General features: G+C 61.7%; 21 protein-coding genes and 2 tRNA genes. 12 read left to right on the plus strand and 11 right to left on the minus strand.

Annotated elements, in window-relative coordinates:
* The first annotated feature begins 1 nt into the window (after position 1).
* From DWW03_RS02400 to DWW03_RS02415, 4 genes are all read left to right on the plus strand, one after another.
* Entirely contained in the window at positions 2–2041 is a 2040-nt protein-coding gene (locus tag DWW03_RS02400; RefSeq protein ID WP_118406241.1) for a urocanate hydratase, read from the plus strand.
* A 31-nt stretch (positions 2042–2072) separates the two neighbouring features.
* Positions 2073–3554 carry a histidine ammonia-lyase gene (gene hutH, locus DWW03_RS02405; RefSeq protein WP_118406242.1) on the plus strand — a complete coding sequence of 494 codons (1482 nt, stop codon included), beginning with the start codon at positions 2073–2075 and terminating at the stop codon, positions 3552–3554.
* Positions 3551–4795 (plus strand): imidazolonepropionase, encoded by a 1245-nt coding sequence (gene hutI / locus DWW03_RS02410; protein ID WP_022062333.1) that lies wholly within the window; start codon positions 3551–3553, stop codon positions 4793–4795. Before hutH ends, hutI begins: the two co-directional genes overlap by 4 nt.
* Before the next feature lie 226 nt (positions 4796–5021).
* Positions 5022–5867, plus strand: a complete 846-nt coding sequence (locus DWW03_RS02415) for a bifunctional methionine sulfoxide reductase B/A protein (protein WP_118406243.1) — start codon at positions 5022–5024, stop codon at positions 5865–5867.
* A 148-nt stretch (positions 5868–6015) separates the two neighbouring features.
* On the opposite strand, the gene DWW03_RS02420 is transcribed toward DWW03_RS02415, so the two are convergent.
* Entirely contained in the window at positions 6016–6864 is an 849-nt protein-coding gene (locus tag DWW03_RS02420) for a glycosyltransferase family 2 protein (RefSeq protein WP_015546048.1), read from the minus strand.
* Between the two features lie 285 nt (positions 6865–7149).
* Here DWW03_RS02420 and DWW03_RS02425 point away from each other — a divergent pair, with 285 nt between their 5' ends.
* The gene (locus DWW03_RS02425; protein ID WP_118406244.1) at positions 7150–8028 is read left to right on the plus strand and encodes a DMT family transporter; all 879 of its coding nucleotides are present in this window, start codon (positions 7150–7152) and stop codon (positions 8026–8028) included.
* Positions 8029–8094: 66 nt separating this feature from the next.
* On the opposite strand, the gene DWW03_RS02430 is transcribed toward DWW03_RS02425, so the two are convergent.
* From DWW03_RS02430 to DWW03_RS02440, 3 genes are all read right to left on the minus strand, one after another.
* Positions 8095–8931 carry an endonuclease/exonuclease/phosphatase family protein gene (locus DWW03_RS02430; protein ID WP_118406245.1) on the minus strand — a complete coding sequence of 279 codons (837 nt, stop codon included), beginning with the start codon at positions 8929–8931 and terminating at the stop codon, positions 8095–8097.
* 64 nt (positions 8932–8995) lie between these two features.
* Positions 8996–10159 (minus strand): MalY/PatB family protein, encoded by a 1164-nt coding sequence (locus tag DWW03_RS02435; RefSeq protein WP_118406246.1) that lies wholly within the window; start codon positions 10157–10159, stop codon positions 8996–8998.
* Positions 10160–10309: 150 nt separating this feature from the next.
* Positions 10310–11230 (minus strand): helix-turn-helix domain-containing protein, encoded by a 921-nt coding sequence (locus DWW03_RS02440; RefSeq protein ID WP_015546052.1) that lies wholly within the window; start codon positions 11228–11230, stop codon positions 10310–10312.
* Between the two features lie 154 nt (positions 11231–11384).
* Here DWW03_RS02440 and DWW03_RS02445 point away from each other — a divergent pair, with 154 nt between their 5' ends.
* Genes DWW03_RS02445 through DWW03_RS02455 form a run of 3 tightly spaced genes read left to right on the plus strand, consistent with a single transcriptional unit; the run spans position 11385 to position 16734 of the window.
* A complete protein-coding gene (locus DWW03_RS02445; protein ID WP_015546053.1) occupies positions 11385–12398 on the plus strand; it encodes an efflux RND transporter periplasmic adaptor subunit in 1014 nt (337 codons plus the stop codon).
* Entirely contained in the window at positions 12395–15445 is a 3051-nt protein-coding gene (locus tag DWW03_RS02450) for an efflux RND transporter permease subunit (RefSeq protein WP_044054673.1), read from the plus strand. Before DWW03_RS02445 ends, DWW03_RS02450 begins: the two co-directional genes overlap by 4 nt.
* Positions 15445–16734, plus strand: coding sequence for a TolC family protein (locus tag DWW03_RS02455; protein WP_015546055.1), 1290 nt, complete (start codon positions 15445–15447; stop codon positions 16732–16734). Before DWW03_RS02450 ends, DWW03_RS02455 begins: the two co-directional genes overlap by 1 nt.
* A 52-nt stretch (positions 16735–16786) precedes the next feature.
* Here DWW03_RS02455 and DWW03_RS02460 read toward each other — a convergent pair whose 3' ends face one another.
* Together DWW03_RS02460 and DWW03_RS02465 are read right to left on the minus strand one after the other, a co-directional pair.
* Positions 16787–16990: a DUF6132 family protein gene (locus tag DWW03_RS02460; protein WP_015546056.1), complete on the minus strand. Its 204-nt coding sequence runs from the start codon at positions 16988–16990 to the stop codon at positions 16787–16789.
* 279 nt (positions 16991–17269) lie between these two features.
* A tRNA-Asp gene (locus DWW03_RS02465) sits at positions 17270–17343 on the minus strand.
* Between the two features lie 307 nt (positions 17344–17650).
* Here DWW03_RS02465 and DWW03_RS02470 point away from each other — a divergent pair.
* Complete coding sequence (locus DWW03_RS02470; protein ID WP_181989599.1) at positions 17651–18667, plus strand: hypothetical protein; 1017 nt, start codon at positions 17651–17653, stop codon at positions 18665–18667.
* 200 nt (positions 18668–18867) lie between these two features.
* Here the strand turns inward: DWW03_RS02470 and DWW03_RS02475 are convergent.
* The 4 genes from DWW03_RS02475 to DWW03_RS02490 all read right to left on the minus strand — a co-directional run bounded on the left by DWW03_RS02475 (position 18868) and on the right by DWW03_RS02490 (position 20751).
* Positions 18868–18941, minus strand: a tRNA-Asp gene (locus DWW03_RS02475).
* A 55-nt stretch (positions 18942–18996) separates the two neighbouring features.
* Positions 18997–19533: an RsmD family RNA methyltransferase gene (locus DWW03_RS02480; protein WP_015546057.1), complete on the minus strand. Its 537-nt coding sequence runs from the start codon at positions 19531–19533 to the stop codon at positions 18997–18999.
* Positions 19524–20093, minus strand: a complete 570-nt coding sequence (locus DWW03_RS02485) for a DUF3822 family protein (protein ID WP_240046595.1) — start codon at positions 20091–20093, stop codon at positions 19524–19526. The genes DWW03_RS02480 and DWW03_RS02485 overlap by 10 nt, the downstream gene beginning before the upstream one ends.
* Before the next feature lie 22 nt (positions 20094–20115).
* Positions 20116–20751 (minus strand): hypothetical protein, encoded by a 636-nt coding sequence (locus DWW03_RS02490; protein ID WP_015546058.1) that lies wholly within the window; start codon positions 20749–20751, stop codon positions 20116–20118.
* 48 nt (positions 20752–20799) lie between these two features.
* Between DWW03_RS02490 and DWW03_RS02495 the strand changes: the two genes are divergently transcribed.
* The 3 genes from DWW03_RS02495 (at position 20800) to mutS (ending at position 25574) form a co-directional block, all read left to right on the plus strand.
* Positions 20800–22215: an ATP-dependent RecD-like DNA helicase gene (locus DWW03_RS02495; RefSeq protein ID WP_118406248.1), complete on the plus strand. Its 1416-nt coding sequence runs from the start codon at positions 20800–20802 to the stop codon at positions 22213–22215.
* Positions 22208–22783: a uracil-DNA glycosylase family protein gene (locus DWW03_RS02500; protein ID WP_022062321.1), complete on the plus strand. Its 576-nt coding sequence runs from the start codon at positions 22208–22210 to the stop codon at positions 22781–22783. Before DWW03_RS02495 ends, DWW03_RS02500 begins: the two co-directional genes overlap by 8 nt.
* A gap of 157 nt (positions 22784–22940) precedes the next feature.
* A complete protein-coding gene (mutS, locus tag DWW03_RS02505; RefSeq protein ID WP_181989601.1) occupies positions 22941–25574 on the plus strand; it encodes a DNA mismatch repair protein MutS in 2634 nt (877 codons plus the stop codon).
* An 89-nt stretch (positions 25575–25663) separates the two neighbouring features.
* Here the strand turns inward: mutS and DWW03_RS02510 are convergent, their stop codons facing one another.
* Positions 25664–26080: a hypothetical protein gene (locus DWW03_RS02510; protein ID WP_118406249.1), complete on the minus strand. Its 417-nt coding sequence runs from the start codon at positions 26078–26080 to the stop codon at positions 25664–25666.
* Positions 26081–26094 lie beyond the last annotated feature (14 nt).

Raw genomic sequence — 26094 nt, forward strand, 5'->3', positions numbered from 1 at the left:
TATGACACGCGAAGAGTTTCAGAACGACATTCGCGCGGGTATTCCCGACCGGCTGCCCGCCGCGAAACCCTATGACAAACGGATCAACCATGCGCCCAAACGCAAGGACATCCTTTCGGACGAGGAGAAAACGCTGGCTCTGAAAAACGCCCTGCGCTATTTTCCGGTCAGGCACCACGCCGTGCTGGCGAAGGAGTTCGCCGAGGAGCTGCGCCGCTACGGCCGTATCTATATGTACCGCCTGCGTCCCGACTACGAGATGCACGCGCGTCCGATCGGCGAATATCCCGCCCGCTGCCGGCAGGCGGCGGCCATCATGCTGATGATTCAGAACAACCTCGACCCGCGGGTCGCCCAGCATCCCCACGAGCTGATCACCTACGGCGGCAACGGCGCCGTGTTCCAGAACTGGGCGCAGTACCGCCTTGCGATGCAGTATCTTTCGGAAATGACTGAAAATCAAACCTTGGTCATGTATTCCGGGCATCCGCTGGGGCTGTTCCCGTCGCATCCCGACGCCCCGCGCGTGGTGGTTACGAACGGCATGGTGATTCCCAACTACTCGAAACCCGACGACTGGGAGCGGCTCAACGCCCTCGGGGTGTCGCAGTACGGGCAGATGACCGCCGGGTCGTACATGTATATCGGGCCGCAGGGCATCGTCCACGGCACGACGATCACGGTGATGAACGCCGCGCGCAAACGCTTCACGGCCGGCCGCACCGATACGCGCGGGATGCTGTTCGTCTCGTCGGGTCTCGGCGGCATGTCGGGAGCGCAGCCCAAGGCGGGCAATATTTCGGGCGTGGTGTCGGTCGTCGCCGAGATCAACCCCAAGGCGGCGCAGAAACGCCACGAGCAGGGATGGGTCGACGAGCTGCATGAAGCGCTGGATGAGCTGATCCCGCGTATCCGCCAGGCTGTCAAGGCGAAAGAGGTCGTGTCGATGGCCTATGTGGGCAACGTCGTGGACCTCTGGGAGCGGCTGGCCGCGGAGGAGATTCCGGTCGACCTGGGTTCGGACCAGACCTCGCTGCACAACCCCTGGGCGGGCGGTTACTATCCCGTGGGGTTGAGCTACGAGGCGTCGAACAAGATGATGGCCGAGGAGCCGGGCCGCTTTAGAGAGTGTGTGCAGGAGTCGCTGCGGCGGCAGGTCGATGCCATCAACAAATTGACCGACAGGGGAATGTATTTCTTCGACTACGGCAATGCCTTCCTGCTGGAAGCCTCGCGCGCCGGGGCCGCGGTGACGGGCGAGGGCGGACGCTTCCGCTATCCCTCCTACGTGCAGGACATTATGGGACCCATGTTCTTCGACTACGGCTTCGGGCCGTTCCGCTGGGTCTGCACCTCGGGGAAGCCCGAAGACCTCGAAACGACCGACTCTCTGGCCGCCGAAGTGCTGGAGGAGATCCGGAAGACGGCTCCCGACGACATCCGGGGGCAGCTGGACGACAATATCCACTGGATTCGCGAGGCCGGGCGCAACCGGCTGGTCGTCGGGTCGCAGGCGCGCATTCTCTATGCCGACTGCGAAGGGCGCGTGAAGATCGCCGAGGCGTTCAACCGGGCCATCGCCGAGGGCCGCATCACGGCTCCCGTGGTGCTGGGGCGCGACCATCACGACGTTTCGGGAACCGATTCGCCCTACCGCGAGACCTCGAACATCTACGACGGTTCGTGCCTGACGGCCGACATGGCCGTGCAGAACGTCATCGGCGATGCGTTCCGCGGCGCGACGTGGGTTTCGATCCACAACGGCGGCGGCGTGGGCTGGGGCGAGGTGATCAACGGCGGCTTCGGCATGGTGATCGACGGTTCGGAGGATGCCGGCCGCCGCATCCGCGAAATGCTGCTGTGGGACGTCAACAACGGCATCGCCCGCCGCAGCTGGGCGCGTAACGAAGGGGCCGTCGAAGCCATCCGCCGCGAAATGGACCGCACGCCCGGACTGCGTGTGACCCTGCCTGTTTTTGCCGACGAGGAACTTGTCCGCGAGGCGCTGAACGAACAGGGCGGCGCTTCGGATAAATTATGAATTTCGAATTATGAATTTTGAATTGTCATCCATGGAACATCACCATATCACCGCGGAGCACCTTTCGGTCGGGCGCGTCCGCGAAATCCTCGAACGGCGGCTGCCGCTCGCGTTGAGCGACGACGCCCGGGCGCGCATCGTCCGCTGCCGCGAGTACCTCGACCGCAAGATGGAGAACCCCGAGCGGCCGATCTACGGCATCACGACCGGTTTCGGGTCGCTGTGCGACATTTCGGTGGGCCGCGACGAGCTGTCGCGCCTGCAACAGAACCTCGTGATGTCGCACGCCTGCGGAACCGGGGAGCGCGTGCCCTCGGAGATCGTGCGGCTGATTCTGCTGCTCAAGATACAGTCGCTCGCCTACGGCCATTCGGGCGTGCAGCTGGCGACGGTGGAGCGTCTCGTGGAGTTTTTCAACCGCGGCATCCTGCCCGTCGTCTATCAGCAGGGTTCGCTGGGCGCTTCGGGCGACCTCGCGCCGCTGGCACATATGAGCCTGCCGCTGCTGGGGCTGGGCGAGGTGGAGTATAAGGGCGAGGTGCGTCCCTCGGCCGAAGTGCTTGCCGAACTGGGGCTGGAGCCGATCCGGTTGCAGTCGAAAGAGGGCCTTGCGCTGCTGAACGGCACGCAGTTTATGAGCGCCTACGGCGTCTGGTCGCTGATCCACGCCCGGCGGCTGAGCGAGTGGGCCGACCGCATCGGGGCGTTGTCGTTAGACGCCTTCGACGGTCGTATCGAGCCTTTCTGCGACGAGGTGCACCTGATCCGCGCCCACCGGGGGCAGCTCGCCACGGCCCGGAATGTCCGCGGGCTGCTCGAAGGCAGCGAACTGATCGCCCGCCCCAAGCACCACGTGCAGGACCCCTATTCGTTCCGCTGCATGCCGCAGGTTCACGGAGCCTCGAAGGACACGATCGACTATGTGGAGAGCGTGCTGACCACGGAAATCAACTCCACGACGGACAATCCGACGGTCTTCCCCGAGGAGGACATGGTCGTCTCGGCGGGCAATTTCCACGGACAGCCGATCGCTCTGGCGATGGATTTCCTGGCGATCGCCCTGGCCGAGCTGGGCAACATCTCCGAGCGTCGCACCTACAAACTGATCTCCGGGGCGCGCGAACTGCCCAAATTCCTCGTGGCGAACCCCGGGCTGAACAGCGGCTTTATGATTCCGCAGTATACCGCGGCGTCGATCGTGAGCCAGTCCAAGGGGCTGTGCATGCCCGCGTCGGTCGATTCGATCCCCTCGTCGCAGGGGCAGGAGGACCATGTGAGCATGGGTTCCAACGCTGCCACGAAGCTCTGGCGCGTGGTCTGCAACACCGAACGGGTGCTGGCCATCGAGCTGTTCAACGCCGCGCAGGCCATCGAGTTCCGCCGCCCGGCGCACACGTCGCCCGAGTTGGAGCGAATGCTGGCCGACTATCGCAAAGAGGTTCCCTTCATCGACAACGACGAGGTGATGTATCCCCATATCGAAGCCTCCGTCCGATTCCTCCGCGGCCTATGAGACTGCTGGTGAAGAACATCGCCCGCATCGTCGGCATCGAATCGACGGGCCGTCTGCGCTGCTGCGGCGCCGACATGAACAAGCTGGGCACGCTCGACGACGCGTGGCTGCTGGCTGAAGACGGCCGTTTCGCGGCGTTCGGACGCATGGACTCTCTGGGCGACATCGCCGCCGACGAGGTCGTCGACGCGGCAGGAGGCATGCTCTTTCCGTCGTTCTGCGACTCGCACACCCACCTGGTCTACGCCGGGAGCCGCGAGCGGGAGTTTCTGGACAAGATCAACGGTTTGTCGTACGAGGAGATCGCCCGGCGGGGCGGGGGCATTCTCAACTCCGCCGACCGGCTGCACGAGACTCCGGAGGACGAACTCTATGCGCAGGCGATGGAGCGCGTGCGCGAGATCGCGGCGATGGGTACGGGGTGCGTGGAGATCAAGAGCGGCTACGGCCTTTCGACCGGGGACGAGCTGAAGATGCTGCGCGTCATCCGCCGCATCCGCGAAAGCGTGCCGCTGGAGGTGCGGGCCACGTTCCTCGGGGCGCATGCCGTGGCGCGTGCCTACCGGGGACGGCAGGGGGAGTATGTCGATCTGGTGTGCAACGAAATGCTGCCCGCCGTGGCGGCCGAAGGGCTGGCCGATTTCGTCGACGTCTTCTGCGACGAAGGTTTTTTCACGGTCGAAGAGACGGCCCGTATTCTCAAGGCCGCGCGCAAACTGGGGCTGCGGGCGAAAATCCATGCCAACGAACTGGCCGTCTCGGGCGGCGTGCAGGTGGGCGTGGCCTGCGACGCCCTGTCGGTGGACCACCTCGAACGCATGGGACGGGAGGAGATCGAAGCGTTGCGCGGCGCGGCGACCATGCCGACGCTGCTGCCGGGCGCGGCGTTCTTCCTCGGGATGAGCTATCCTCCGGCGCGCGCGATGATCGACGCCGGGCTGGGCGTGGCGCTGGCTTCGGACTACAACCCCGGGTCGTCGCCCTCGGGCAACATGCGCATGGTCTGTTCGCTGGCCTCGATCCGCATGAAGATGACCCCCGCCGAGGCGATCAACGCCGCGACGCTCAACGGCGCCTATGCCATGGGGTTGAGCCGCGACTACGGAAGCGTCACTTTAGGTAAGGCCGCCAACTTTTTCATAACCAAACCGATGCCGTCGGTCGAATTTTTCTCCTATGCCTACCAGACGCCGCTGATCCGGCAGGTGTTCCTGCGCGGGCGCAAGATGTGCGGTTTATAGGCAGGGGCTGGCCGATACGCTTCGGAACGGGGCGTCCGCCCTTGTCATAACCCGGCTTTCAGGGGTGCGGGCGAGGCGAAACGGTCCGGACCCGAATCGGCGTTTGGGATCTTCTCCGGAATCCTGCTTTTTGCCCGGGCGGCGCAGTTTTTGATTGGAGATATTTATGAAAACCGTTATTCTGATAATTTGCCTCGCCCTGTGCGGGACCGTAAATGGACAAAATATGAAACCTTTGACACCGGAGGAGAAGCGGGTGATCGTGGACAAGGGGACCGAGGCCCCCTTCACGGGCCGCTATTACAAACACAAGGAGGACGGAACCTACGTCTGCCGGCAGTGCGGCGCGCCGTTGTACCGTTCGTCGGACAAGTTCGACGCGGGGTGCGGCTGGCCGAGTTTCGACGACGAGATTCCCGGAGCCGTGAAACGGACCGTCGATGCCGACGGGCGGCGCACGGAGATCACCTGCGCCCGGTGCGGCGGCCATCTGGGCCATGTTTTCACGGGCGAGGGTTTTACGCCCCGGAACACGCGCCACTGTGTCAACTCCGTGTCGCTGGAGTTCGTGCCCGCGGCGAAAAAGGAGCGGACCGAGACGGCGATCTTCGCCGGAGGCTGTTTCTGGGGCGTGGAGCATCTGCTTTCGAAGGAGCCGGGGGTGTTCGATGTCGTGTCGGGATACATCGGCGGACATACGGAGAATCCCACTTACGAGGAGGTGTGCAGCCACCGCACGGGACATGCCGAGGCGGTGCGGGTGACGTTCGATCCGGCGAAAGTCTCCTACGAAAAGCTGGCGCGGCTCTTTTTCGAGATTCACGACCCCACGCAGGTCGGGCGGCAGGGACCCGACATCGGCGACCAGTACCGTTCGGAGGTCTTCTATACGACACCGGCCCAGCGCGCGACGGCTGAAAAACTGATCGCCGAGCTGCGTGCGAAAGGGTACGACGTCGCCACGCGCGTCACGGCGGCCACGACTTTCTGGCCGGCGGAAGAGTATCACCAGGACTATTACGACCGCAAAGGCGCGCAGCCCTATTGCCACGCCTACACCAAGCGGTTCTGATCGCTGTAAGGGGCCGGGTAGAGGGGCGGGGCCGGCCGTTTCCGGTCCGGTGCTTTTCTGCCCGGTCCGGCGCTCTCTGCCCGGTCTGATGCTTTCTGCCTGGTTCCGCACTTTGGCCCGGGCCTTTGGTTGGGTCCGGGCCAAAGCGCTATTTCAACAGGTTGTCCTCCTCGTCCTTGTATTCCGATTTTTTGAAAAACATTCCGCCGAGGCCTTTCAGCGCCTTGACGGCCCGCACGCGGAAACTGTCCAGCAGCGTGCCGTCCTTCGAGACGGTGCCGTAGCCCGTCACGGCGCGCGCCCGGCGGCTGCGGACGAAGGCGATGCGGCCGTACGGCTTGAGTCCGAGGGCCAGCGATCCGTCCTCGCCGCGGATGATGTCGGTGCGGATGCCCACCTTGCGGGCCAGCTCGGTGTCGTAGGCGAAAACCAGTCCGCGGACGCTCAATTCGGGACGTTGGAACGACTGGAGCCACAGGTGCGTGTCGCGGGCCAGTTCGTAGAACCAAAGTCCGGCGGCGGAGTGGGCTGCGTCGGGAATGTAGCTCCACAGCGAACTGGCCGCCACGACGCCCCGGCGTTCCAGCGCGTCGACCATCGTTTCGACGTAGCGCGGCGGGTATATGGTGTCGGCGTCGATGTTGATGTGGTATTTTCCCCGGGCGCGGTTCAGTCCGCAGAGGCGTGCATGGCCGCATCCGGGCGTCGTTTCGCGCTGCCACGGCAGACCGAGGGTTTCGAAAATCTCCGCCGTGCGGTCCTTCGACAGGTTGTCCGTGGCGATGATCTCCATCGGGTAGCGGCATCGCTGTTCGGCGAGCGACCAGAGACAGGCCGTCAGCCGTTTTTCCTCGTTGCAGGCGATGACCGACACGGTCGCCAGCGGCCGGTCCGACTGTCGTTCGGCGAGTTTCGCGCGCACTTCGGCGACGGTCTCCGCGGGGACTTCGGCGAAGGGCTTTTCATAGACGGGGAGGTATTTCGAGTACCATTTCATGCGATCGGGGTTTATACGACAAAGGTAGCATTAAATTCCGCACGGGCAAGCGATTCGGCGCTGATTGCCGGGCCTGCGGCGGAAAAGCGGCCGTCGTCGATTGCGGGGCGGAGGCAGGCCCGGCGACAGTCGGCCGGGCGGCGAGAGTTCGGGACGGTCCCGGCGGCGGATTCCGGAACCCCGGCCGGGAAACGGGGAAAACCGCTTTGCGGCGGCGCTTTTCACTCCGGGGCTGTGCGGAATGGCGATATATTTCTTATTTTTGCGGCTCCAAACGAGTTTTTTATGTTGCGTGTCAAAGGCATTCTCTGGGCGGCTCTCTCCTCGTCGACATTCGGACTGGCCCCGCTGTTCACCCTGCTGTTGCTGGGCGTGGGTTATTCGTCGTTCGAGGTCCTGACCTACCGCTGGGGGGTGGCGTCGTTGTGTCTGGGAGCCTACGGCCTGCTGGCGGGGTGCGATTTCCGCCTCGGGAGGCGCGAACTGGGCACGGTGTTCCTGCTGAGCCTGTTCCGCGCTGCGACGTCGCTGAGCCTGGTGATCGCCTATCAGAACATCGCCAGCGGGGTGGCCTCGACGATTCACTTCATGTATCCGCTGGTCGTGGCCGTCGTGATGATGTGTTTCTTCCGCGAACGCGGTTCGGTGTGGACCTTCGCGGCGATCGGCATGTCGATCGTCGGCGCGGTGCTGCTGTCGCTGGGCAACGTCGATTTCTCGCACGGCGACACGACGCTGGGGATCGTTTCGGCGACCGTCTCGGTCGTCGCCTACGGCGGTTACATCGTGGGCGTGCGCCGGAGCCGCGCGGTGGAGATCGACTCCACGGTGCTGACCTGCTGCGTGATGGCCTTCGGTGCGCTGTTTTTCATCGCCGGGGGCCTGCTGACGGGCGGCGTGCGTCTTGAGACCGACCCGCATACGTGGCTCTATATCCTCGGTGTGGCCATTCCGGCGACGGCCGTCTCGAACATGGCGCTGGTGCAGGCCGTCAAGAGCATCGGGCCGACGCTGACCTCGATTTTCGGGGCCATGGAGCCGCTGACCGCCGTGGTGATCGGCGTCTGGGTTTTTGCCGAGCCTTTCACGGCGAAGGGCGCCGCGGGCATCCTGCTGATCGTGGCGGCGGTGTCGGTCGTGGTCCTGCGCAGCCGGAAAGGGTAGCCGGGGCGGCCGGCGTGCGGCGATACGAAAAATCCCGGAGTTTGCGCTCCGGGATTTTTCGTGTTCTTAAAGTGTGAAGACCATCGCGATGGGGTAGTGGTCCGAAATGTAGGGCGCTCCGTAGTTGCCGTCGAGCGTGGCGAATAGCTGGCATTTGAGCTTGCCGCGGTAGTAGAGGTGGTCGATGACGATGGTGTCGGGAGCCGAGCCGAACCCGTTGAAAGTCCCCTTGTGGTCGGTCGTCGCGGCCTTGGCGCGGGCCGAGACCATATATTTGGTCAGGGGTTTGAAGATCGGGCTGTCGACCGGGGTGTTGAAGTCGCCGCCGACGATGGCCGGGGCTTTCTTGCCGGCGATCTCGTGGATCTTTTCGATGAGCAGCTTCACGCCCTCTTCGCGCGCCGCCTTGCCCTTGTGGTCGAGGTGGGTGTTGAAATAGAAGAACTCCTTGCCCGACTTCCGGTCCTTGAGTTCGACCCACGTCACCGTGCGGTTGCAGGCCCCGTCCCAGCCGCGCGACACCTTGTCGGGCGTTTCGCTGAGCCAGAACGTGCCGCTGTCGAGCAGCTCGAAACGGTCGCGCAGGTAGTAGACGGCCATGAACTCGCCCTTCTCGGCGCCGTCGTCGCGGCCCACGCCCACGCGGGCGTACTGCGGGCACTCGGCGTCGATGTAGTGCAGCTGGTCGATAAGTCCTTCCTGCACGCCGAACACGTCGGGAGCCTCCCGGCGGATCATCTCCGGAGTGGCGTGACGACGTTTCATCCAGACGTTGTCGCCGTCCTTGCCGTGGCTGGTGCGTAGGTTGTAGGAGATCAGTTTGATCGGTTCGGCGCCGTCGGCGGCGAATGCCGGCATTGAAAAAGAGGCTGCTAACAGCAGCAGAAGTGCTATTTTCTTCATTTGGGTTACAGGTGTGATTAACTTGTGCAAAGGTAGCAATATTTTTCGGAAAGCCAACCGTTTTTCAGGCCGTCAGAACCCTTTTCAGGCGGTCGAGACCCTCGGCCAGCAGTTTGCGCGGGCAGGCGATGTTCAGGCGGATGAAGCCTTCGCCCGCGGCGCCGTACATGGACCCGGAGTTGACGTGCAGGCGGCCTTCGTCCAGCAGCCGTCGGGTGAGCGCGTCGGACGACAGCCCCGCGGCCCGGCAGTCGGCCCAGACGAGGTAGGTCCCTTCCAGCGGAAGCACCGGGAACTGCGGAAGATGCCGCGCGAAGTAGTCCCGCAGGAAAAGGTAGTTTTCCCACAGGTAGCCGTTGAGCGCGTCGAGCCACTCGGCGCCGTCCGTGTAGGCCGCCGTCAGAGCCTCGATGGCGAAGGGGCTGATCATGCCCGTCTCGTTGATTTCGAGCGACCGGGCGATCCGTTCCCGGAGGCCGGCGTCGGCGGCGAAGATGTTGGCCACCTGCACTCCCGCGAGGTTGAATGCCTTGCTGGGCGAGGCGCAGGTGACCGAGCGGCGCGCGAACTCCTCCGAAAGCGAGGCGAAGGGGGTGTAGCGGAATCCCGGCATCACCAGCTCGCAGTGGATTTCGTCGGCCACGACCAGTATGTCGCGGCGCAGGCAGATGTCGCCGATGCGGCGCAGCTCTTCGGGCGTCCAGACCCGCCCCGCGGGGTTGTGCGGGTTGCAGAGCAGCATCAGTTTCACGGCAGGGTCGGCGGCCCGGCGTTCCAGCGCGTCGAAATCGACCGTATAGCGGTTGTCGCCGTAAGTCAGTTCGCACTCCGCGGCGGAGCACCCGCTGTTGTCGATGGCGATGAAGAAGTGGTTGTAGACGGGCGTCAGCACCAGCACCCGGTCTCCGGGGCGGGTCAGCGCCCGGAGAATGGCCGAGAGCGCCGGGATCACGCCCGTCACGGGTAGTATCCAGTCCGCTCCGGGCGCCCAGCCGTGCCGCCGGGCAAACCAGGAGGTGACCGCCCCGTAGTAGCTCTCCGGGACCGTGGCGTAGCCGTAGACGCCGTGCTCCACCCGGCGGCGGAGCGCCTCGACGACGCACGGGGCCGTGCGGAAATCCATGTCGGCGACCCACATCGGGAGGATGTCGGCCGCAGGTTCCTCGTCCCACTTCACCGAGTTGGTTCCCCGGCGCGGGATCAGTTGATCGAAATCGTATTTTGCCATATCGGGATGCACTTTATTTACAAATATACGAAAAAGTCGGACCGCTGCAAAACCGGACTGCCGTGCGATTCGGTGGGACCTGCCGACCTTCGGAAAGTGTCGTTACGACACCAAATATACGAAAAAGTCGGACCGCTGCAAAACCTCCGGCTATTTGCTCATCCGGTATGCCGACGGGGTCATGCCCGTGTGGCTGCGGAAATACTTGCCGAAAAACGACTGGTTGGGGAAATTGAGGCAGTAGGCGATCTCCTGAATGCTCATCGTCGAATATTTCAGCAGGTTTTTGGCTTCGAGCACCACGTAGTCGTCGATCCATTCGGCGGCGGTGCGGCCCGAGGTCTTGCGGATGATCGTCGTGAGGTATTTGGGCGTCAGGTGCAGCTGCCCGGCGTAGAAGCCCACCGAACGCTCCTGCATGTAATGTTTGGTCAGTTCGCTCATAAACTGGTTGAAATACTCGTCGTTGCGGCTGCGGGCCGAGGTCTCCGGGGCGGGCTGCGACTCGATGTGCCGCCCGATGATGCGGCAGACCTTGTAGGCCAGCGTGCGGATCATCGAGCGCAGGATCTCCGGCGAATAGACGTCGCCCGGGCGGGGCAGGCTCTCGGAGCGGATTTCGGCGAACGAGCCGGTGATGCCGGCCCATTCGGCTTCGCAGAGCCGCAGGCAGGGCTGTTTCTCGACGCTTAAAAAGAGCCTCGAAAGCAGTTTGATGTCGATATTGATGCGCCGGATGAACTCCTCTTCGTAGATCACCGTGTAGACCGAGGACTCCGGCCGGATGGATTCCACTTGCAGAATCGAGCCGGGCAGGAAGACGAACAGCATCTTCGCGTCGAGCGTGTGGCGGCGCAGTCCCGAGGTGAACGAAATCGAACCTTCGGAACAAAAAAGGATCGCGAAGGCATCGAGACGCGTCGGGTAGCGGAACAGGTCGATGTTGACCGTGTCCATGATCTTGACGCGCGAAGCGATCAGACAGCCATCGAAATAGAGGTCTTCCGGGCGCGGTTCGTTGACGGTGAGCAATGTTTCGAGCGAGAAGCTCTGAATCTCCTTTTCGTTCATTTTATCGGTCGTATTTCGGGCAAATATAACGAATTTGCCGAATACGATTTGTCGAAAGGTTGGAAATCGAACCAATCGGCTAATTTAACCGACACGGCGGCCTTTTCCGGAGGAGGCTAAAAGGGGAACTTTGCATCGAAAAATTGAAGAACCGATGAAACGAACTGTTTTCTGTGCCGCGCTGCTGCTGGCCGCCGGCTGTTCATCTCCGAAAAAGAACCGCACGGTCGATCCGCTGCGTGTCGAAACCATCGTGGCCGCGCCCTCGGCCGACGTCGGGGCGGCCGTTTATGTAGGTGCGATCGAGGAGGAGTCTTCGGCCGCCTTGAGCTTCCCCGTCGCCGGGACCGTCGCCCGCACCTTTGCGGACGAGGGCCGGCGCGTCGGCAAAGGTCACCTGCTCGCCGAGCTCGATCCCACCTCGGCGCGCCGGACTTTCGAGGCCGCCGAAGCCGCGCTGAATCAGGCGAAGGACGCCTGCGCGCGTCTGAAACAGCTCTACGACGCCGAGAGCCTGCCCGAGATCAAGTGGGTCGAGGCGCAGACCCGGCTGCGGCAGGCCGAGGCGGCCTTCGGGATCGCGAAGAAGAATCTGGAGGACTGCTCGCTTTACGCGCCCTTTTCCGGGGTGGTCGGCCAGCGGCGGATTTCGGCCGGGGAGACGGCCCTGCCGGGCGTTCCCGTGCTGACGCTGCTCGAAGTCGGACGCGTCAAGGTGCGCTTCTCGGTCCCCGAGCAGGAGATCGCCCGGCTCGGCGCCGACAGCCGGATCGGGGTGGGCGTCGCCGCGCTCGGCGACCGGGTGTTCCCCGCCGGGAAGATCGAAAAGGGCGCCGTGGCCAATCCCGCGGCCCACACCTACGACGTGCGCGCCACGCTGGACAACGCCGCTGGCGAGTTGCTGCCGGGCATGGTGTGCCGCGTGACGGTTTCGCCCGCAGAGTCGGCCGAGGAGATCGCCGTTCCGCTGCGCGCCGTGCAGCAGGCGGGCGACGGGAGCCGTTTCGTGTGGACCGTGCGCGGCGATTCGGCCGTGCGTACGGCCGTCACGACGGGGCGGCTGGTGAACAACGGCATCGTGCTGACCGGGGGCGTCGCGGCGGGCGACCGCATCGTCGTGGACGGCATGCAGAAGATCGGCGAGGGCAGTAAAGTCGTATGGCGATGAGAAGTTCGAATAGCGTAATAGCCTGGTCGATGCGGAATTTCCGCATCACCTTCCTGATCGTGGGCTGCCTGTTCGTGTTCGGAATCTACGCCCTTGCGCGCATTCCCAAGCAGGAGTTCCCCGAGTACACGATCCGGCAGGGCGTCGTCGTGGGCGTCTATCCCGGGGCGACGGCCGAGGAGGTCGAAGAGCAGCTGGCGAAGCCGCTCGAACAGTTCCTGATGACCTATAAGGAGGTGAAGCGTGCGAAGACCACCTCCACGTCGCAGAACGGCATGTGTTACGTGATGGTCGAGCTGAACGACGATGTGAACGACAAGGACGAGGTATGGTCGAAAGTCAAGCACGGGCTGGCGGCGTTCAAGATGCAGCTGCCTGCGGGTGTCGCGGCCGTGGTGACCAACGACGATTTCGGCGACACCTCGGCGCTGCTGATCACCCTCGAATCGGACACGCGCTCCTACCGCGAACTGAAAGGGTATATGGACGATTTGAGCGACCGTCTGCGCCGCATCGAATCGGTCTCCAACCTGCGCCCCTACGGCGTGCAGCAGGAGCAGATCTCGGTTTACGCCGATCCCGAACGGCTCGCGGCCTACGGCATCGGCGAGAAGACGCTCTCCGCGGCGCTGGCCGCGCAGGGGCTGACCCCGCTGGGCGGCTCGGTGAGCAATGCCGAGACCGAGACCCCGATCCACATCGCGCCGTCGCTGGCCGGGGAGCGGGAGGTCGCCGAGCAGATCGTCTGGAGCGATCCCGAAGGGCACGTCCTGCGGGTGAAGGACGTGGCGCGCGTCGTGCGCGAGTACGACGATCCGGACAGCTATATCCGCAACAACGGCCACCGCTGCGTGCTGCTGTCGCTGGAGATGCAGGCCGGGAACAACATCGTGGAGTACGGCCGCGAGGTCGACGAGGTGCTGCACGCCTTCATCGAAGAGGAGCTTCCCGCCGATGTCAGCGTGCAGCGCATCGCCGACCAGGCCAAGGTCGTCGGCGACTCGGTGCACTCGTTCCTGCGCGACCTGTTCGTGGCCATGGCCATCATCATCGTCGTGATGATGCTCCTCTTCCCGCTGCGGTCGGCCATCGTCGCCGCGCTGACGATCCCGATGTCGACCTTCATATCGGTGGGCATGATGTACCTCTGCGGCATTCCGCTGAACACCGTGACGCTCGCCGCGCTGGTCGTCGTGCTGGGCATGATCGTCGACAACTCGATCGTGGTGATCGACGGCTACCTCGATTACCTCGGGCGCGGCCATTCGCGGTGGTTCGCCGCCGTGGAGAGCGCCCGGGAGTTCTTCCCCTCGCTGCTGCTGGCCACGATCTGTATCTGCATGATCTTCTATCCGATCCTCTTCACGATGACGGGCATGATGGGCGACTTCCTGACCTGGTTCCCGTGGACGATCACCATTAACCTGATGGTGTCGCTGCTGCTGGCCGTGATGGTCATTCCGTTCCTCGAGATACTGATCATTCCGGCCGTGCACGTGCGCAGGGACGGCCGCAGGTCGTTCACCGACCGGGTGCACGACGTCTACCGCCGCGTGCTGGCGTGGACCTTCCGCCACGGGTGGCTGACGATCTCGCTCGGCGCCGCCTCGGTGGTCGTGTCGCTGCTGATCGCCACGCAGCTCAAGTTCCGCATGGTTCCCTTCGCCGACCGGGACCAGTTCGCCGTGGAGATCTACCTGCGCCCCGACACGCCGCTGGAACGCACCGGGGCCGTCGCCGATTCGGTTTACCGGGCGCTGCGGGCCGACGAACGGGTGAAGTCGGTCACCTCGTTCGTGGGGTGCTCGTCGCCGCGCTTCCAGATGAGCTACGCCCCGCAGATCGCGGGCAAGAACTACGCGCAGTTCATCGTCAACACCACGTCGGTGGATGATACGGAGTCCATTCTCGACGAGTACGCCGACGCGTGGGCCGACCGTTTCCCCGAAGCCTATGTCAAGTTCAAGCAGCTCGACTACCAGAACGTGCCGTCGCTCGAATTCCGCTTCTACGGCAGCGACATCGACTCGCTGCGCGCCGCGGCCGACCGGCTGATGGCCCGCATGCGGCAGATGCCCGAACTGCAATGGGTGCATACCGATTACGAGGACCCGCGGGCGATCGCCGAGGTGCGGCTCGATCCCGTCACGGCGTCGCAGCTGGGCATCACGCGCACGGTCGTGGCCGCCAACATGGCCCTGGCGTCGGGCGACGTGGCCGTGGGTTCGGTCTGGGAGGGCGATTACAGGCTCCCGGTGGTGCTCAAGCGCGACGCCCGGCTGGGCGAACGCTCGCTGTCGGACATCGGGGACACCTATGTCTCCTCGCCCGTGCCGGGGGTGAGCGTGCCTCTGCGGCAGATCGCCGACGTGGAACCCGCGTGGAGCCAGTCGAAGATCGTCCACCGCAACGGCATGCGCTGCATCACCGTGACGGCCGACCTGAAACGCGGCGCCAACGCGATGCGGATGACCTCGCGCATCAGCCGGATGCTGAAAGACGAGATTCCGCTCCCGCCGGGCGTCGAGACCGAGTTGGGCGGCGCGCACGAGTTCGACGCCGAGACCCTGCCGCCCATCGCCGCGGGGTTGAGCATCTCGCTGGTGATCATCTTCTTCTTCATCCTCGTCAACTTCCGCAAATTCGGCATCACGCTGGTCGTCATGGCCTCGATGTCGCTGTGTCTGTTCGGCGCGATGGTCGGATTGTGGATCGCCGACTTCACCATCGGGCTGACCTCGGTGCTGGGTTTCATCACCCTGCTGGGCATGATCGTGCGGAACGTGATCCTGATGTACCAGCATGCCGAGGACAAACGCAAGGTCTGCCACTGGTCGGGCAAGCTGGCGGCCTACGACGCCGGAAAGCGCCGCATGGTCCCGATCTTCCTCACGACGGCCACCACGGCCGTGGGCGTCGTGCCGATGATGTTGGGAGGCAGTACGTTCTGGGCGCCCGTGGGTGTTACGATTTTCGCCGGAGGCATCGGTTCGCTGATCCTCGTGGTCACGATCCTTCCGGTTCTTTACTCCAAAATCTACAAGTGATGAAAAAGGCTCTCGTATATCTGATTCTCTGCTGCACGGCCCTTCCGGCCGGAGCGCAGACCCTGACGCTCGACGAATGCCGCGCAGCCGCCGCCGAACACAACCGCACGCTCCGCGACGGCCGGTTCGAGCTTGAAGCGGCCCTGCAAACGCGCCGCGAGGCGCTGACCGGCTACTTCCCGCAGGTCTCGGCCACGGGAGGCGTTTTCCAGGCCCAGCACGGACTGGTGCAGGCCGATTTCGGCATGACCATCCCGCAGCTGGGGACGATGAACCTGCCGCTGTCGATGGTCAAGCGGGGGATTGTGGGCGGCATCACGGCCGTGCAGCCCGTCTTCGCGGGGCTGAAGATCGTCAACGGCAACAAGCTCGCCCGGCTGGGCGAGGAGGTCGGGCGGTTGCAGTTGCAGAAGACCGAGTCCGAGGTGCGCGAGCAGACCGACGCCTATTACTGGCAGGTCGTGTCGCTGCGCGACAACCTTTCGACCATCGAAGCCGTGGAACGCCAGCTGGAGGAGATTCACCGCCAGGTGGAACTCTCGGTCAAGGCCGGGCTGGTGACGACGAACGACCTGCTGCGCGTGGAACTGCGGCAGCAGGAGATCGCGTCGAACCGCCTGAAGGTCGAAAACGGACTGAAAGTCTCGAAGATGCTGCTGGCACAGCATATCGGCGTCGACTGGCGCGCTTTCGACGTGGCGGCGGCGGAGTTCGGCCAGCCCGAGGCGCCCGCGGCGTTCTACGTGCCGGTCGAGGAGGCGTTGGACAACCGGGCCGAGTACCGGCTCGCCGAGAAGAATGTCGAGGCTCAGAAGTACCGGAAGCGCATGGAGCGCGGCAAACGCCTGCCGACGGTGGGCGTCGGGGCCGGCTACCTCTACTACAACGTGACGGACAAGGATGTGGACGACGGGCTGGTTTTCGCCCAGGTGTCGGTCCCCATCTCCGACTGGTGGGGCGGGGCGCACGCCCTGAAGAAGGCCCGCATCCGGGAGCAGCAGGCCGAGAACGATCGGTTGCAGGCCCGCGAGATGCTGGCCGTGGAGATCGAGCGGACGTGGAGCGAGGTGCAGGAATCCTATGCGCAGATTCTGCTGACGCGGCGTTCCGTGACGTCGGCCGCCGAGAACCTGCGGCAGAACCGCAATTTCTACCAGGCCGGAACGGCTCCGCTCACCGACCTGCTGGACGCCGAGACGCTCTACACCCGGAGCCGCAACGACTTCACCTCGGCATGCGCCGCTTACCGGACTTCGTTGGCGCGTTACATGCGCGTGACGGGGCGATAGCGGCCGTCAGCCGCAAAAACGGGCGTCCGGAACCGACCGGGCGCCCGTTTTTTCACTCTTTCCGGGGCGGTTTCGGTTCGAACATGCTCAACAGCAGTCCGCCCATGACGGCGCCCCACAGCGTGCTGTTGAGCGGCGAGGAGGTGATCGGGCACGTGCCGTCGGCACACCCCACGAAATACCAGTAGAGATAGCCTCCCAAGGCTCCCAGCGCCGCTCCCAGCAGCGTCGGCCAATGTCGTTTCAGCAGTTTCATCTTATAACGGGTTTACGTTTTCCATTGAAATAACGTTGCGAAAGTATTGATTATTTTCCGACAAAACAAATTTCCTATGGAAAATAAATGGATCGGAGTCGGCGGATGTCGGAGCGGAGGAGGGATGGAAAAGTGAAAGGTGAAAAGTGGAAAGTGAAAAGTGAAAGGGGGGTCTGACAAGATGGGGTATAGATAGGATTTCACCCCTGCCGGAGAGATTTCTGACAGGGGTGATTTTCATTTTCGTGGGAACTTTTCCGAAAGTTCCTTTTGTTTCTGCGGTGCGTAGGGGACTCGAACCCCTGACCCCGTGCGTGACAGGCACGTATTCTAACCAGCTGAACTAACGCACCATTCCGGTTATTGCGAGTGCAAAGGTATTACATTTTTTTTAGTCTGCAACTTTTTTTTTGATTTTTTGTGCGGCGCGCCGGCGGCATTCGCACCAATCTGCTTAATTCTTAAGGACAAAAGCATTGAAATTTTTTTTGTCGCCTTCACGCTGTCTCGCCCTGTGAAGGGTGTTGACCGCCGTTTTGCGGCTGAAGCGTCTGAACGGCGGCGTGCCGGAAGGGCAAACCGGCGGCGGGGCGGGGATTTACCGAAGGTCCCTGGAAGGCCGAGGTCGAGGTCGGCAAGGAGTGGATCAAGCTCAACGGCGTGTTGGGCGGCACGGTGGAGGGATCGACCGGGTCCGAAATCCGCTTTACCTGTCAGCCCGCCGGTACGATCGGCGAAGATCAAAGCCGGTGCGGCATCATCCTGGTCCGCTATCACAACCTGTCGTGCTACCACCACATCTTCGTGCGTCAGGGCTATGCCCCCATCCGGGTGGCCGGATCGGCCAAATGGCACACATTCAACCTGAAATATCAGGATCACGAGGCCGCCGCGCCCTGCGAGGAGGGTTCGCTCTTCCGCTACGGCAATGTCGACCAGCCCATTGACGCCGTCAACAACCAGTTCGACCGGTTTGCCGACCATGCCACGACTCCGTTCCGGCTGGCTCCCACGAGTTCGGGGCTGACGGGAACCTGGAATGCGGTCCCCGGGCAGACCCGGATAACGAGCAAGTCGCGCAGTTCGGAGGGCTTCAGCAACATGCCGCAAACCATCGGCGGCAGGCAGTGCCATGTCGCTGAACTGGCGGATTTCGAGGCGTTGCAGAAGAACTGCCAGTTTGCGTTCGGCGTGCTCTACGACGATGCTTCGACCGAGACTTCGCTGAACCTGTCGGACGTGAACGGCTATGCCTGTTACAATGCGAGCAACACGAACAAGGGCATGCGCGGCTGTTTCGTCTTCAATCCTGCGGGAAGTCTCAATTCGGGCGGCGCCGGGGCCAATATCTTCTTCCCGGTGGGCGTGTCCGGATACGGTCGCCGGAAGCATTGCGCCCAGGAGAATGGAAAGTACGGCGTATTGCGTTACGCCGCCCGCAGCGCACTCTATACCTCTTCCGATGTACGTTATCGTCCGCTTTTCCATACCATCTACACCAATTTCGGGGGACTCTACTGGTGCAACCGGCAGTCGAACGGAACCTCCTCGTGGGACATCAATGTTTCGACATACGATTTCAACCATTTCGGGTCGAATGCGTTTCTGATAAGCGACTGGACTGCCGGCGACGGTCCCAATGTCAGCGACGCCTGCTTCGTCCGTCTGGTGGAGTAGGCGGGGGATAGGGCGCCGGATGCGATTTGCCGGAATTGATGCCCGCAACCGCCTTTTTGTCCGTTTGCCGGGGCCGATCGCATTCGCCTCGGGCATCCGGAATTTCGCGGAGGACGAATCCGGCATCCGCCGCGAACAACGAAAAAGCCTTGTAAACGATCCGTTTACAAGGCTTTTTCGGTTTGTTTCTTCGAACTCTGCGGTGCGTAGGGGACTCGAACCCCTGACCCCGTGCGTGACAGGCACGTATTCTAACCAGCTGAACTAACGCACCATTCCGGTTATTGCGAATGCAAAGATAGTGTATTTTTTTTAATCGGCAAATGGTTTTACGGCTTTTTGAAGAAAGAAAATTGCACGCTTCCGTAACTTCTTAATTGCCAGAACTCATCGAGATCCGAAAAATCCATTTTTTTCGAATGTTCGAAGATCAGGATGCCGCCCGGACGGAGCAGCCCGCGTTCCAGGACCAGCTTCACGACCTGTTCGCTGCCCTCCAGGTCGTAGGGGGCGTCGGAGAAGATCACGTCGAACTGCTTGGCGCAGCTTTTCAGGTAGAGGAAAACGTTGGCCTTGACAGGGTAGAAGTTTTCGATCCCCAGCAGTGCGGCCGTCCGGCGGATGAAATCGTGATGCACGGCGTTGATCTCGACCGCCGTGACGCTCCGTGCGCCGCGCGAGGCGAATTCGTAGCTGATCGACCCCGTGCCGGCAAAGAGGTCGAGCACGTCGCACTCCTCGAAATCGAGCAGGTTGCCCAGCACGTTGAAGAGGTTCTCCTTGGCGAAGTCGGTCGTGGGCCGCGCACGCAGGTTTTTGGGCGGGTTGATCGCCCGGCCCCGGTATTTTCCGCTGACTATTCGCATGTCGTCTGTCTGAATCGTTTGCCGAGCAGTTTGCGCGCCGCTTTCGGGTTGTCGCCCGCAATGCGGAGTTCGTATTCCTTTAACGGGAAACAGCCGTCGAGCCGTTCGAAAAAGTAGGCGGCATCGGTGTCCGTCGCCGCGGGAATCGCTTCGGCCAGCTGCAATTCGCCGCCGTCGTATACCTTAATATATAGAAGTCCCGCCCGGCGGCTCATCCACACGGTTTTGGCCGTATTCGCGGGGGTGTGCAGCAGCGGGGTGGTGAACCGCGCCCTGTCGCCCAGCTTCTCCTCCACCTGCCGCAGCGCCTCGCGGTTTATCGCAGTGACGGCGACGAATTCCGCTTCCGGGTCGCTGGCGACGACGCTCTCCTCCGCCGTCGGCGGCATGCCGTTGGCCGCGAGCATCTCGGCGCCCCGCTCCGCGTCGAAGAGTTCGCCCGGCACGAGCATCGTGCCGGGCAGCAGCAGCTCGACCGTCACCGGGGCCTCTCCGGCAGGCAGTTCCGAGAGTGCAGGGACCGAAAAAGAGTGTCCATCCAACGAGAGCTGAATGGACACCTTATTGCCTGACTGCGGCGTGTTACTCCCAGTTGCCTGCCTCATTGTTACCGGAATCCATTGATCCGAACTTGACGCCGGGATAGCGGTTGAAGTTGTTCTGCTCTTCGTCGATCAGGTTGATTACCTCCTGACGGTAAGCCACCGTGTCGAGGAACGCCTTGTAGGGTGCGCGGCACTCCACGACGGGAATCACGACCTTCGACTCGGTGGTGATGATGCCGGCCTCCATGATGAACTGGGCCTTGTTGCCGGTTCCGGGAATGAAACGGAAGTTCTCGACATCCTGACGCGTCACCTTCTTGGGGGCGAAAATGGTGTCGATTACAGCGATTTTGAACTTTTCAATATTCTTTTTGCCCGACTTCTTCAGCATGGCCATGGCCGCCGAGTCGTCTTCGTCGACGATCTTGCGCTCCAGTTCGAGCGTGTCGGTCAGCACGAAAGCCGACAGCGAGTCGAAGCTGGCCGTGAAATGCTGGTACTTGGATTTGAAGGCGCGCTGTGCCGTACGGATATCCTTGATGCGATCGATAACCTGGGCTTTCTTCGCCTTCGTTTCTTTGTCGAACCGGATCGGAGTTGAGATCTGGACGTAGATGACGTAGACCAAACCCACGATTGCTACGGCAAGAATGATTTGAAAGAGTTTTTTCATTTTAAATAAATATTTGTTATTAATTTTGCATCAATTAAAAACCGACGCATGTTCAGCACACGTATCGCGACCCAAATTTACGCTAAAATTTGTTTCGAAACAACTCCCGGACAAAAAAAAATTATAGAAAAGTTGTCCGAATACCTTGCAGACGACGATTTTTCGAGGATTTTCGTGCTGAACGGTTATGCCGGAACCGGAAAAACGACGCTTATCGCCGGGCTTGTCGGCGCGCTTAAAGATCTGGGAATCAAACCCGTGCTGCTGGCCCCCACAGGGCGTGCCGCCAAAGTGCTGGCCCAATACGCTCAAGAGAAGGCACTTACCATCCACAAACGCATTTACCGCCAGCGCACGAATGCCGATTACGAATCGAAATTCTCGCTCAACATCAACCCCGAACGCGGGGCGGTGTTCATCGTCGATGAGGCTTCGATGCTTTCGGACAACACGCAGGGCGGAGCCGTTTTCGGCAGCGGATCGTTGCTTTCGGACCTCGTGGAGTATGTCCGCAGCGGCCGCGGATGCCGTCTGGTGCTGGTCGGCGACAGCGCGCAGCTGCCGCCCGTCGGGGCCGATTTCAGCCCGGCGCTCGACCCGGTGTCGATGGATGCCTACGGCGGCATCGTCTACGGCACGATGGACGAGGTGGTGCGGCAGGAGGCGCAGTCGGGCATCCTCTTCAACGCCACGCTGGTGCGCTGCATGCTCGAAAACGGCCTTTACGAGATTCCCCGCTTCGAGATGGATTTTCCCGACATCGAGGCGGTCGTGGGCGGCGAGTTCCTCGAAAAACTTCAGGATTGCTATGCCAGATACGGCCGCGACGAGACGATCGTCATCACGCGCTCGAACAAGCGGGCCAACCGCTACAACGAGGGCATCCGCCGCAACGTGCTCTATGCCGAGGAGGAGATCGAGAGCGGCGACATGCTGATGGTCGTCAAGAACAACTACTACTTCCCCGAGCATACCGAAGACTGCCCGATGAACTTCATCGCCAACGGCGACATCGCGCGGCTGAAACGCCTCAGGCGGTTCGAGGATTTCTATGGTTTCCGCTTCGCCGACGCCGTGCTCGAATTTCCCGACTACAACGATGCGGAGATCGAGTGCAAGATTCTGTTGGATACGATCGCCTCGGAGTCGCCGTCGCTCACCCGGGAGGAGTCGACGCGCCTTTTCTACGAGGTGGAGAAGGACTACACGGACATCAAAAGCAAGTTGAAACGCTTTAAGGAAATTCGTGAGAATCCGCATTTTAACGCCGTTCAGGTGAAGTTTTCCTACGCCGTCACGTGCCACAAGGCGCAGGGCGGCCAGTGGCGGGCGGTCTTCGTCGACCGCTGCCTGTTCGGCGACGAGCCGATGTCGCGCGACATGCTCCGCTGGCTCTATACGGCCCTGACGCGCGCCACCGATAAATTATATCTTGTAAATTTCGATGAAAAATTCTATGAATAGCGAACGGCATCCCCTTGAACCTTTCCTGCCCGAAAACGCCCGCCTGCTGATGCTGGGCAGCTTTCCGCCCAAACGCATCCGCTGGTCGATGGAGTTCTTCTATCCCAACCTGCAAAACGACATGTGGCGGATCGTGGGCTACCTTGCTACGGGCGACAAGATGCACTTCCTGGAACCGGGCGGACGGCGGTTCGACCGGGAGCGAATCGAGGCCTTCTGCCGTGAGCGGGGGATTGCGCTCTACGATACGGCCGTGGAGGTCATCCGGCTGAAGGACAATGCGTCGGACGCGTCACTTCAAGTGGTGCGCGAAGTCGATCTCGAAACCCTGCTGGCCCGCATTCCCGCCTGCCGGGCCGTCGTCACGACGGGACAGAAGGCCACCGACACGCTGCGCGCCATCACGGGCTGCGGCGAACCGGCCGTGGGGGAGTGCGTGCCGATGCCCTTTGCGGGGCGCGACCTGACGCTGTGGCGCATGCCCTCCTCGTCGCGGGCCTTCCCGCGTCCCGTGGAGTGGAAGGCGGAGTTTTACCGCAAAGTGTTCTCCGAGAACGGGATTCTCTGACGCTTGGGCGGAAAGAACCGGCCGGACAGACGAAAAAAATTGGATGTCGGCTTTGCACGGCATTCAAAAAAGGCCTATCTTTGTTGTATAAATTATACAATATTCTATTTTGACTTCCGAAAAGAAAATCGACAAAAAATATGTCGAGACGCCCCTGATGAAGCAATATTACTCCATCAAGGCAGTACATCCCGACGCCATTCTGCTGTTCCGCGTGGGCGATTTCTACGAGACCTTCGGCGACGACGCGATCAAGGCCAGCGGCATTCTGGGCATCACGCTCACGCGCCGCGCCAACGGATCGGCGACGTACGTCGAACTGGCGGGATTTCCCTACCATGCCATCGACACCTACCTGCCGAAGCTGGTGCGGGCGGGCGAGCGCGTGGCCATCTGCGAGCAGCTGGAGGACCCCAAGCTGGTGAAGGGACTCGTCAAGCGCGGCGTGATCGAACTGGTGACTCCGGGCATCGTGCTGGGCGACAACATCCTGGCCAACAAGGAGAACAACTTCATCGCGTCGGTCTATTTCGGCCGGCAGACGACGGGCGTGGCTTTTCTGGACATCTCCACGGGCGAGTTCTATGTGGCCGAGGGAGCGGACAGCTATGTCGACAAGCTGATCTCGAACCTCCAGCCCAAGGAGGTCGTCTACCAGCGCGGCTACGAGGACCGTTTTTCCGGTTCGTTCGGGTCGAAACTCTACACCTACCGTCTCGACGAGTGGGTCTTTTCGGAGGACGTCAACCGCGAGAAACTCTGCAAGCAGTTCGGGACCAAATCCCTCAAGGGCTTCGGCGTGGACCACTTCACCAGCGGCATTTCGGCCGCCGGGGCCATTCTCTACTACCTCGAATTCACCGAGCACCGCGAAACGGGCCATATCGCCTCCATCGCGCGTATCGACCAGGACGACTACGTGTGGGTCGACAAGTTCACGATCCGCAACCTCGAACTCTTTTCGTCGAACGGCGCGCGCGAGAAGTGCAGTTTCGCCGACGTGATCGACCGCACGCTGACGCCGATGGGCGGCCGCCTGCTGAAACGCTGGATCGCCATGCCGATCAAGGACCCCGCGAAGATCAACGAGCGCCTCGATGTGGTGGAACGGCTGATCAAAGACGCCGATCTGGCGGATGTCATCCGCGAGCAGGTGTCGCTGGTGGGCGATCTGGAGCGTATCGCGGGGCGTATCGCCGCCCAGAGGGTCACGCCCCGCGAACTGGTGCAGCTCAAGAACTCGCTCGGAGCCATCGAGACGCTCAAGGCTGCGCTGGAGTCCACCGACGACGATCGCCTGCATGCGCTGGCAGAGCAGATCGACCCTCTGGCGGAGGTCCGCGAGCGTATCGCCCGCGAAATCTACCCCGACCCGCAGAACAACCAGATACAGAAGGGCGGCGTGATCGCCGACGGCGTCGATCCCGAACTGGACGACCTGCGCCGCATCGCGCTCCACGGCAAGGACTATCTCGCGCGCATCCAGCAGCGCGAGAGCGAGGCCACGGGCATCCCGTCGCTCAAGATCAGCTACAACAACGTTTTCGGCTACTATATCGAGGTCCGCAACGCTCACAAGGACAAGGTCCCCGAGACGTGGATACGCAAGCAGACCCTCGCCAACGCCGAGCGTTACATTACGGGCGAACTGAAAGAGTACGAGGAGAAGATTCTCGGCGCTGAGGAGAAGATGCTCATCCTGGAGCAGCGCATCTACGCCGGGATCATGGCCTATATCTGCGGTTCGCTGGCGCCGATGCTGCGCGACGCCGCCGCGGTGGCGCGCATCGACTGCCTCCAGTCCTTCGCACGCATCGCCTGCGAACGCCGCTACGTGCGTCCCGTGCTGGACGACGGCAAGCGCATCGACATCCGTCAGGGCCGCCATCCGGTGATCGAGACGCTGATGCCCGTGGGGGAGGAGTACATCCCCAACGACGTGGTGCTCGATGACAAGCAGCAGCAGATTATGATGATCACCGGACCCAACATGTCGGGTAAGTCGGCGCTGCTGCGCCAAACCGCGCTGATCATCCTGATGGCCCAGATGGGTTCGTACGTACCCGCGAAGTCGGCCCATATCGGCTATGTGGACAAGATTTTCACGCGCGTCGGGGCTTCGGACAACATTTCGCAGGGCGAGTCGACCTTCATGGTCGAGATGCTCGAATCGGCCAGCATCCTCAATAACATTTCGGACCGCAGCATCGTGCTGCTCGACGAAATCGGCCGCGGCACGTCGACCTACGACGGCATTTCGATCGCCTGGGCGATGGTCGAATACCTTCACAACCACCCCTCGGCCCGCGCCAAGACGCTTTTTGCCACGCATTACCACGAGCTGAACGAGATGGAGCAGATGTGCTCCCGGGTGAAGAACTACCACGTCTCGGTCAAGGAGATGGGCAACCAGATCGTCTTCCTGCGCAAGCTCGAGCGCGGCGGCACGGAGCATTCGTTCGGTATCCACGTGGCCCGCATGGCCGGCATGCCGGTGTCGATCGTCTCGCGGGCGGACGAGATTCTGCGCAACCTCGAACTGGTCTACGGCAACAACGAGATCGTGCCGAGCCGCAGCCTCAAGGAGCGGGGCCGCAAATCCGCGGCGCAGGCCGTGAAGGAGGCCGCCGAGAGCGCCGGGCCGCAGAACATGCAGCTGTCGATGTTCCAGCTCGACGATCCCGTGCTGGTGCAGATCCGCGACCAGATCAAGGGCCTCGACATCAACTCGCTGACCCCGATCGAGGCGTTGAACAAGCTCAACGAAATCAAGAAGATAACTGGTATCTGATAAAGCGATACTGGAAGTCGAATATACCAAAGCCCCGAACCTCTTTTCGAGAAGTCCGGGGCTTGTGTTATTATTTGATTAGTGTTATTCTAATTATACACGCCTTCTTTTTCTCTTATTATGCCTTTCTCATATTTGTTGGCACGCTTACCTGAATAAATTACAAGTTGACTGAATTTGGGCCTTCCAATCTGAATTTGTCCATCTGAAAAAACATATAGATAGGCGTTCTTCATAGTCTTATTCCATACTGTTTTGCCGTTAGAGTCTGTTACTTTTACTTTAACCCTGTATTTGTCGCTAAAAAAGCCATCTGGGCTAATGGATTTGATTGCAACTACTACATCGGTATATACTTCACCTTCTATATCAAGAAAACAAACTTTACGAATTAATTCCGCATTTTGCATTGGTGATGCTTTTTCAGTTTCATCGTTGTTGTTTTGAGCAAAGACAAACCAACCAAATGAAAGCGAGAAAATTAAAAGAACAATAAGTTTTTTCATGGTTTCAGCATTTT

Source organism: Alistipes sp. AF14-19 (assembly GCF_003461645.1).
Classification (GTDB): Bacteria; Bacteroidota; Bacteroidia; order Bacteroidales; family Rikenellaceae; genus Alistipes; species Alistipes shahii.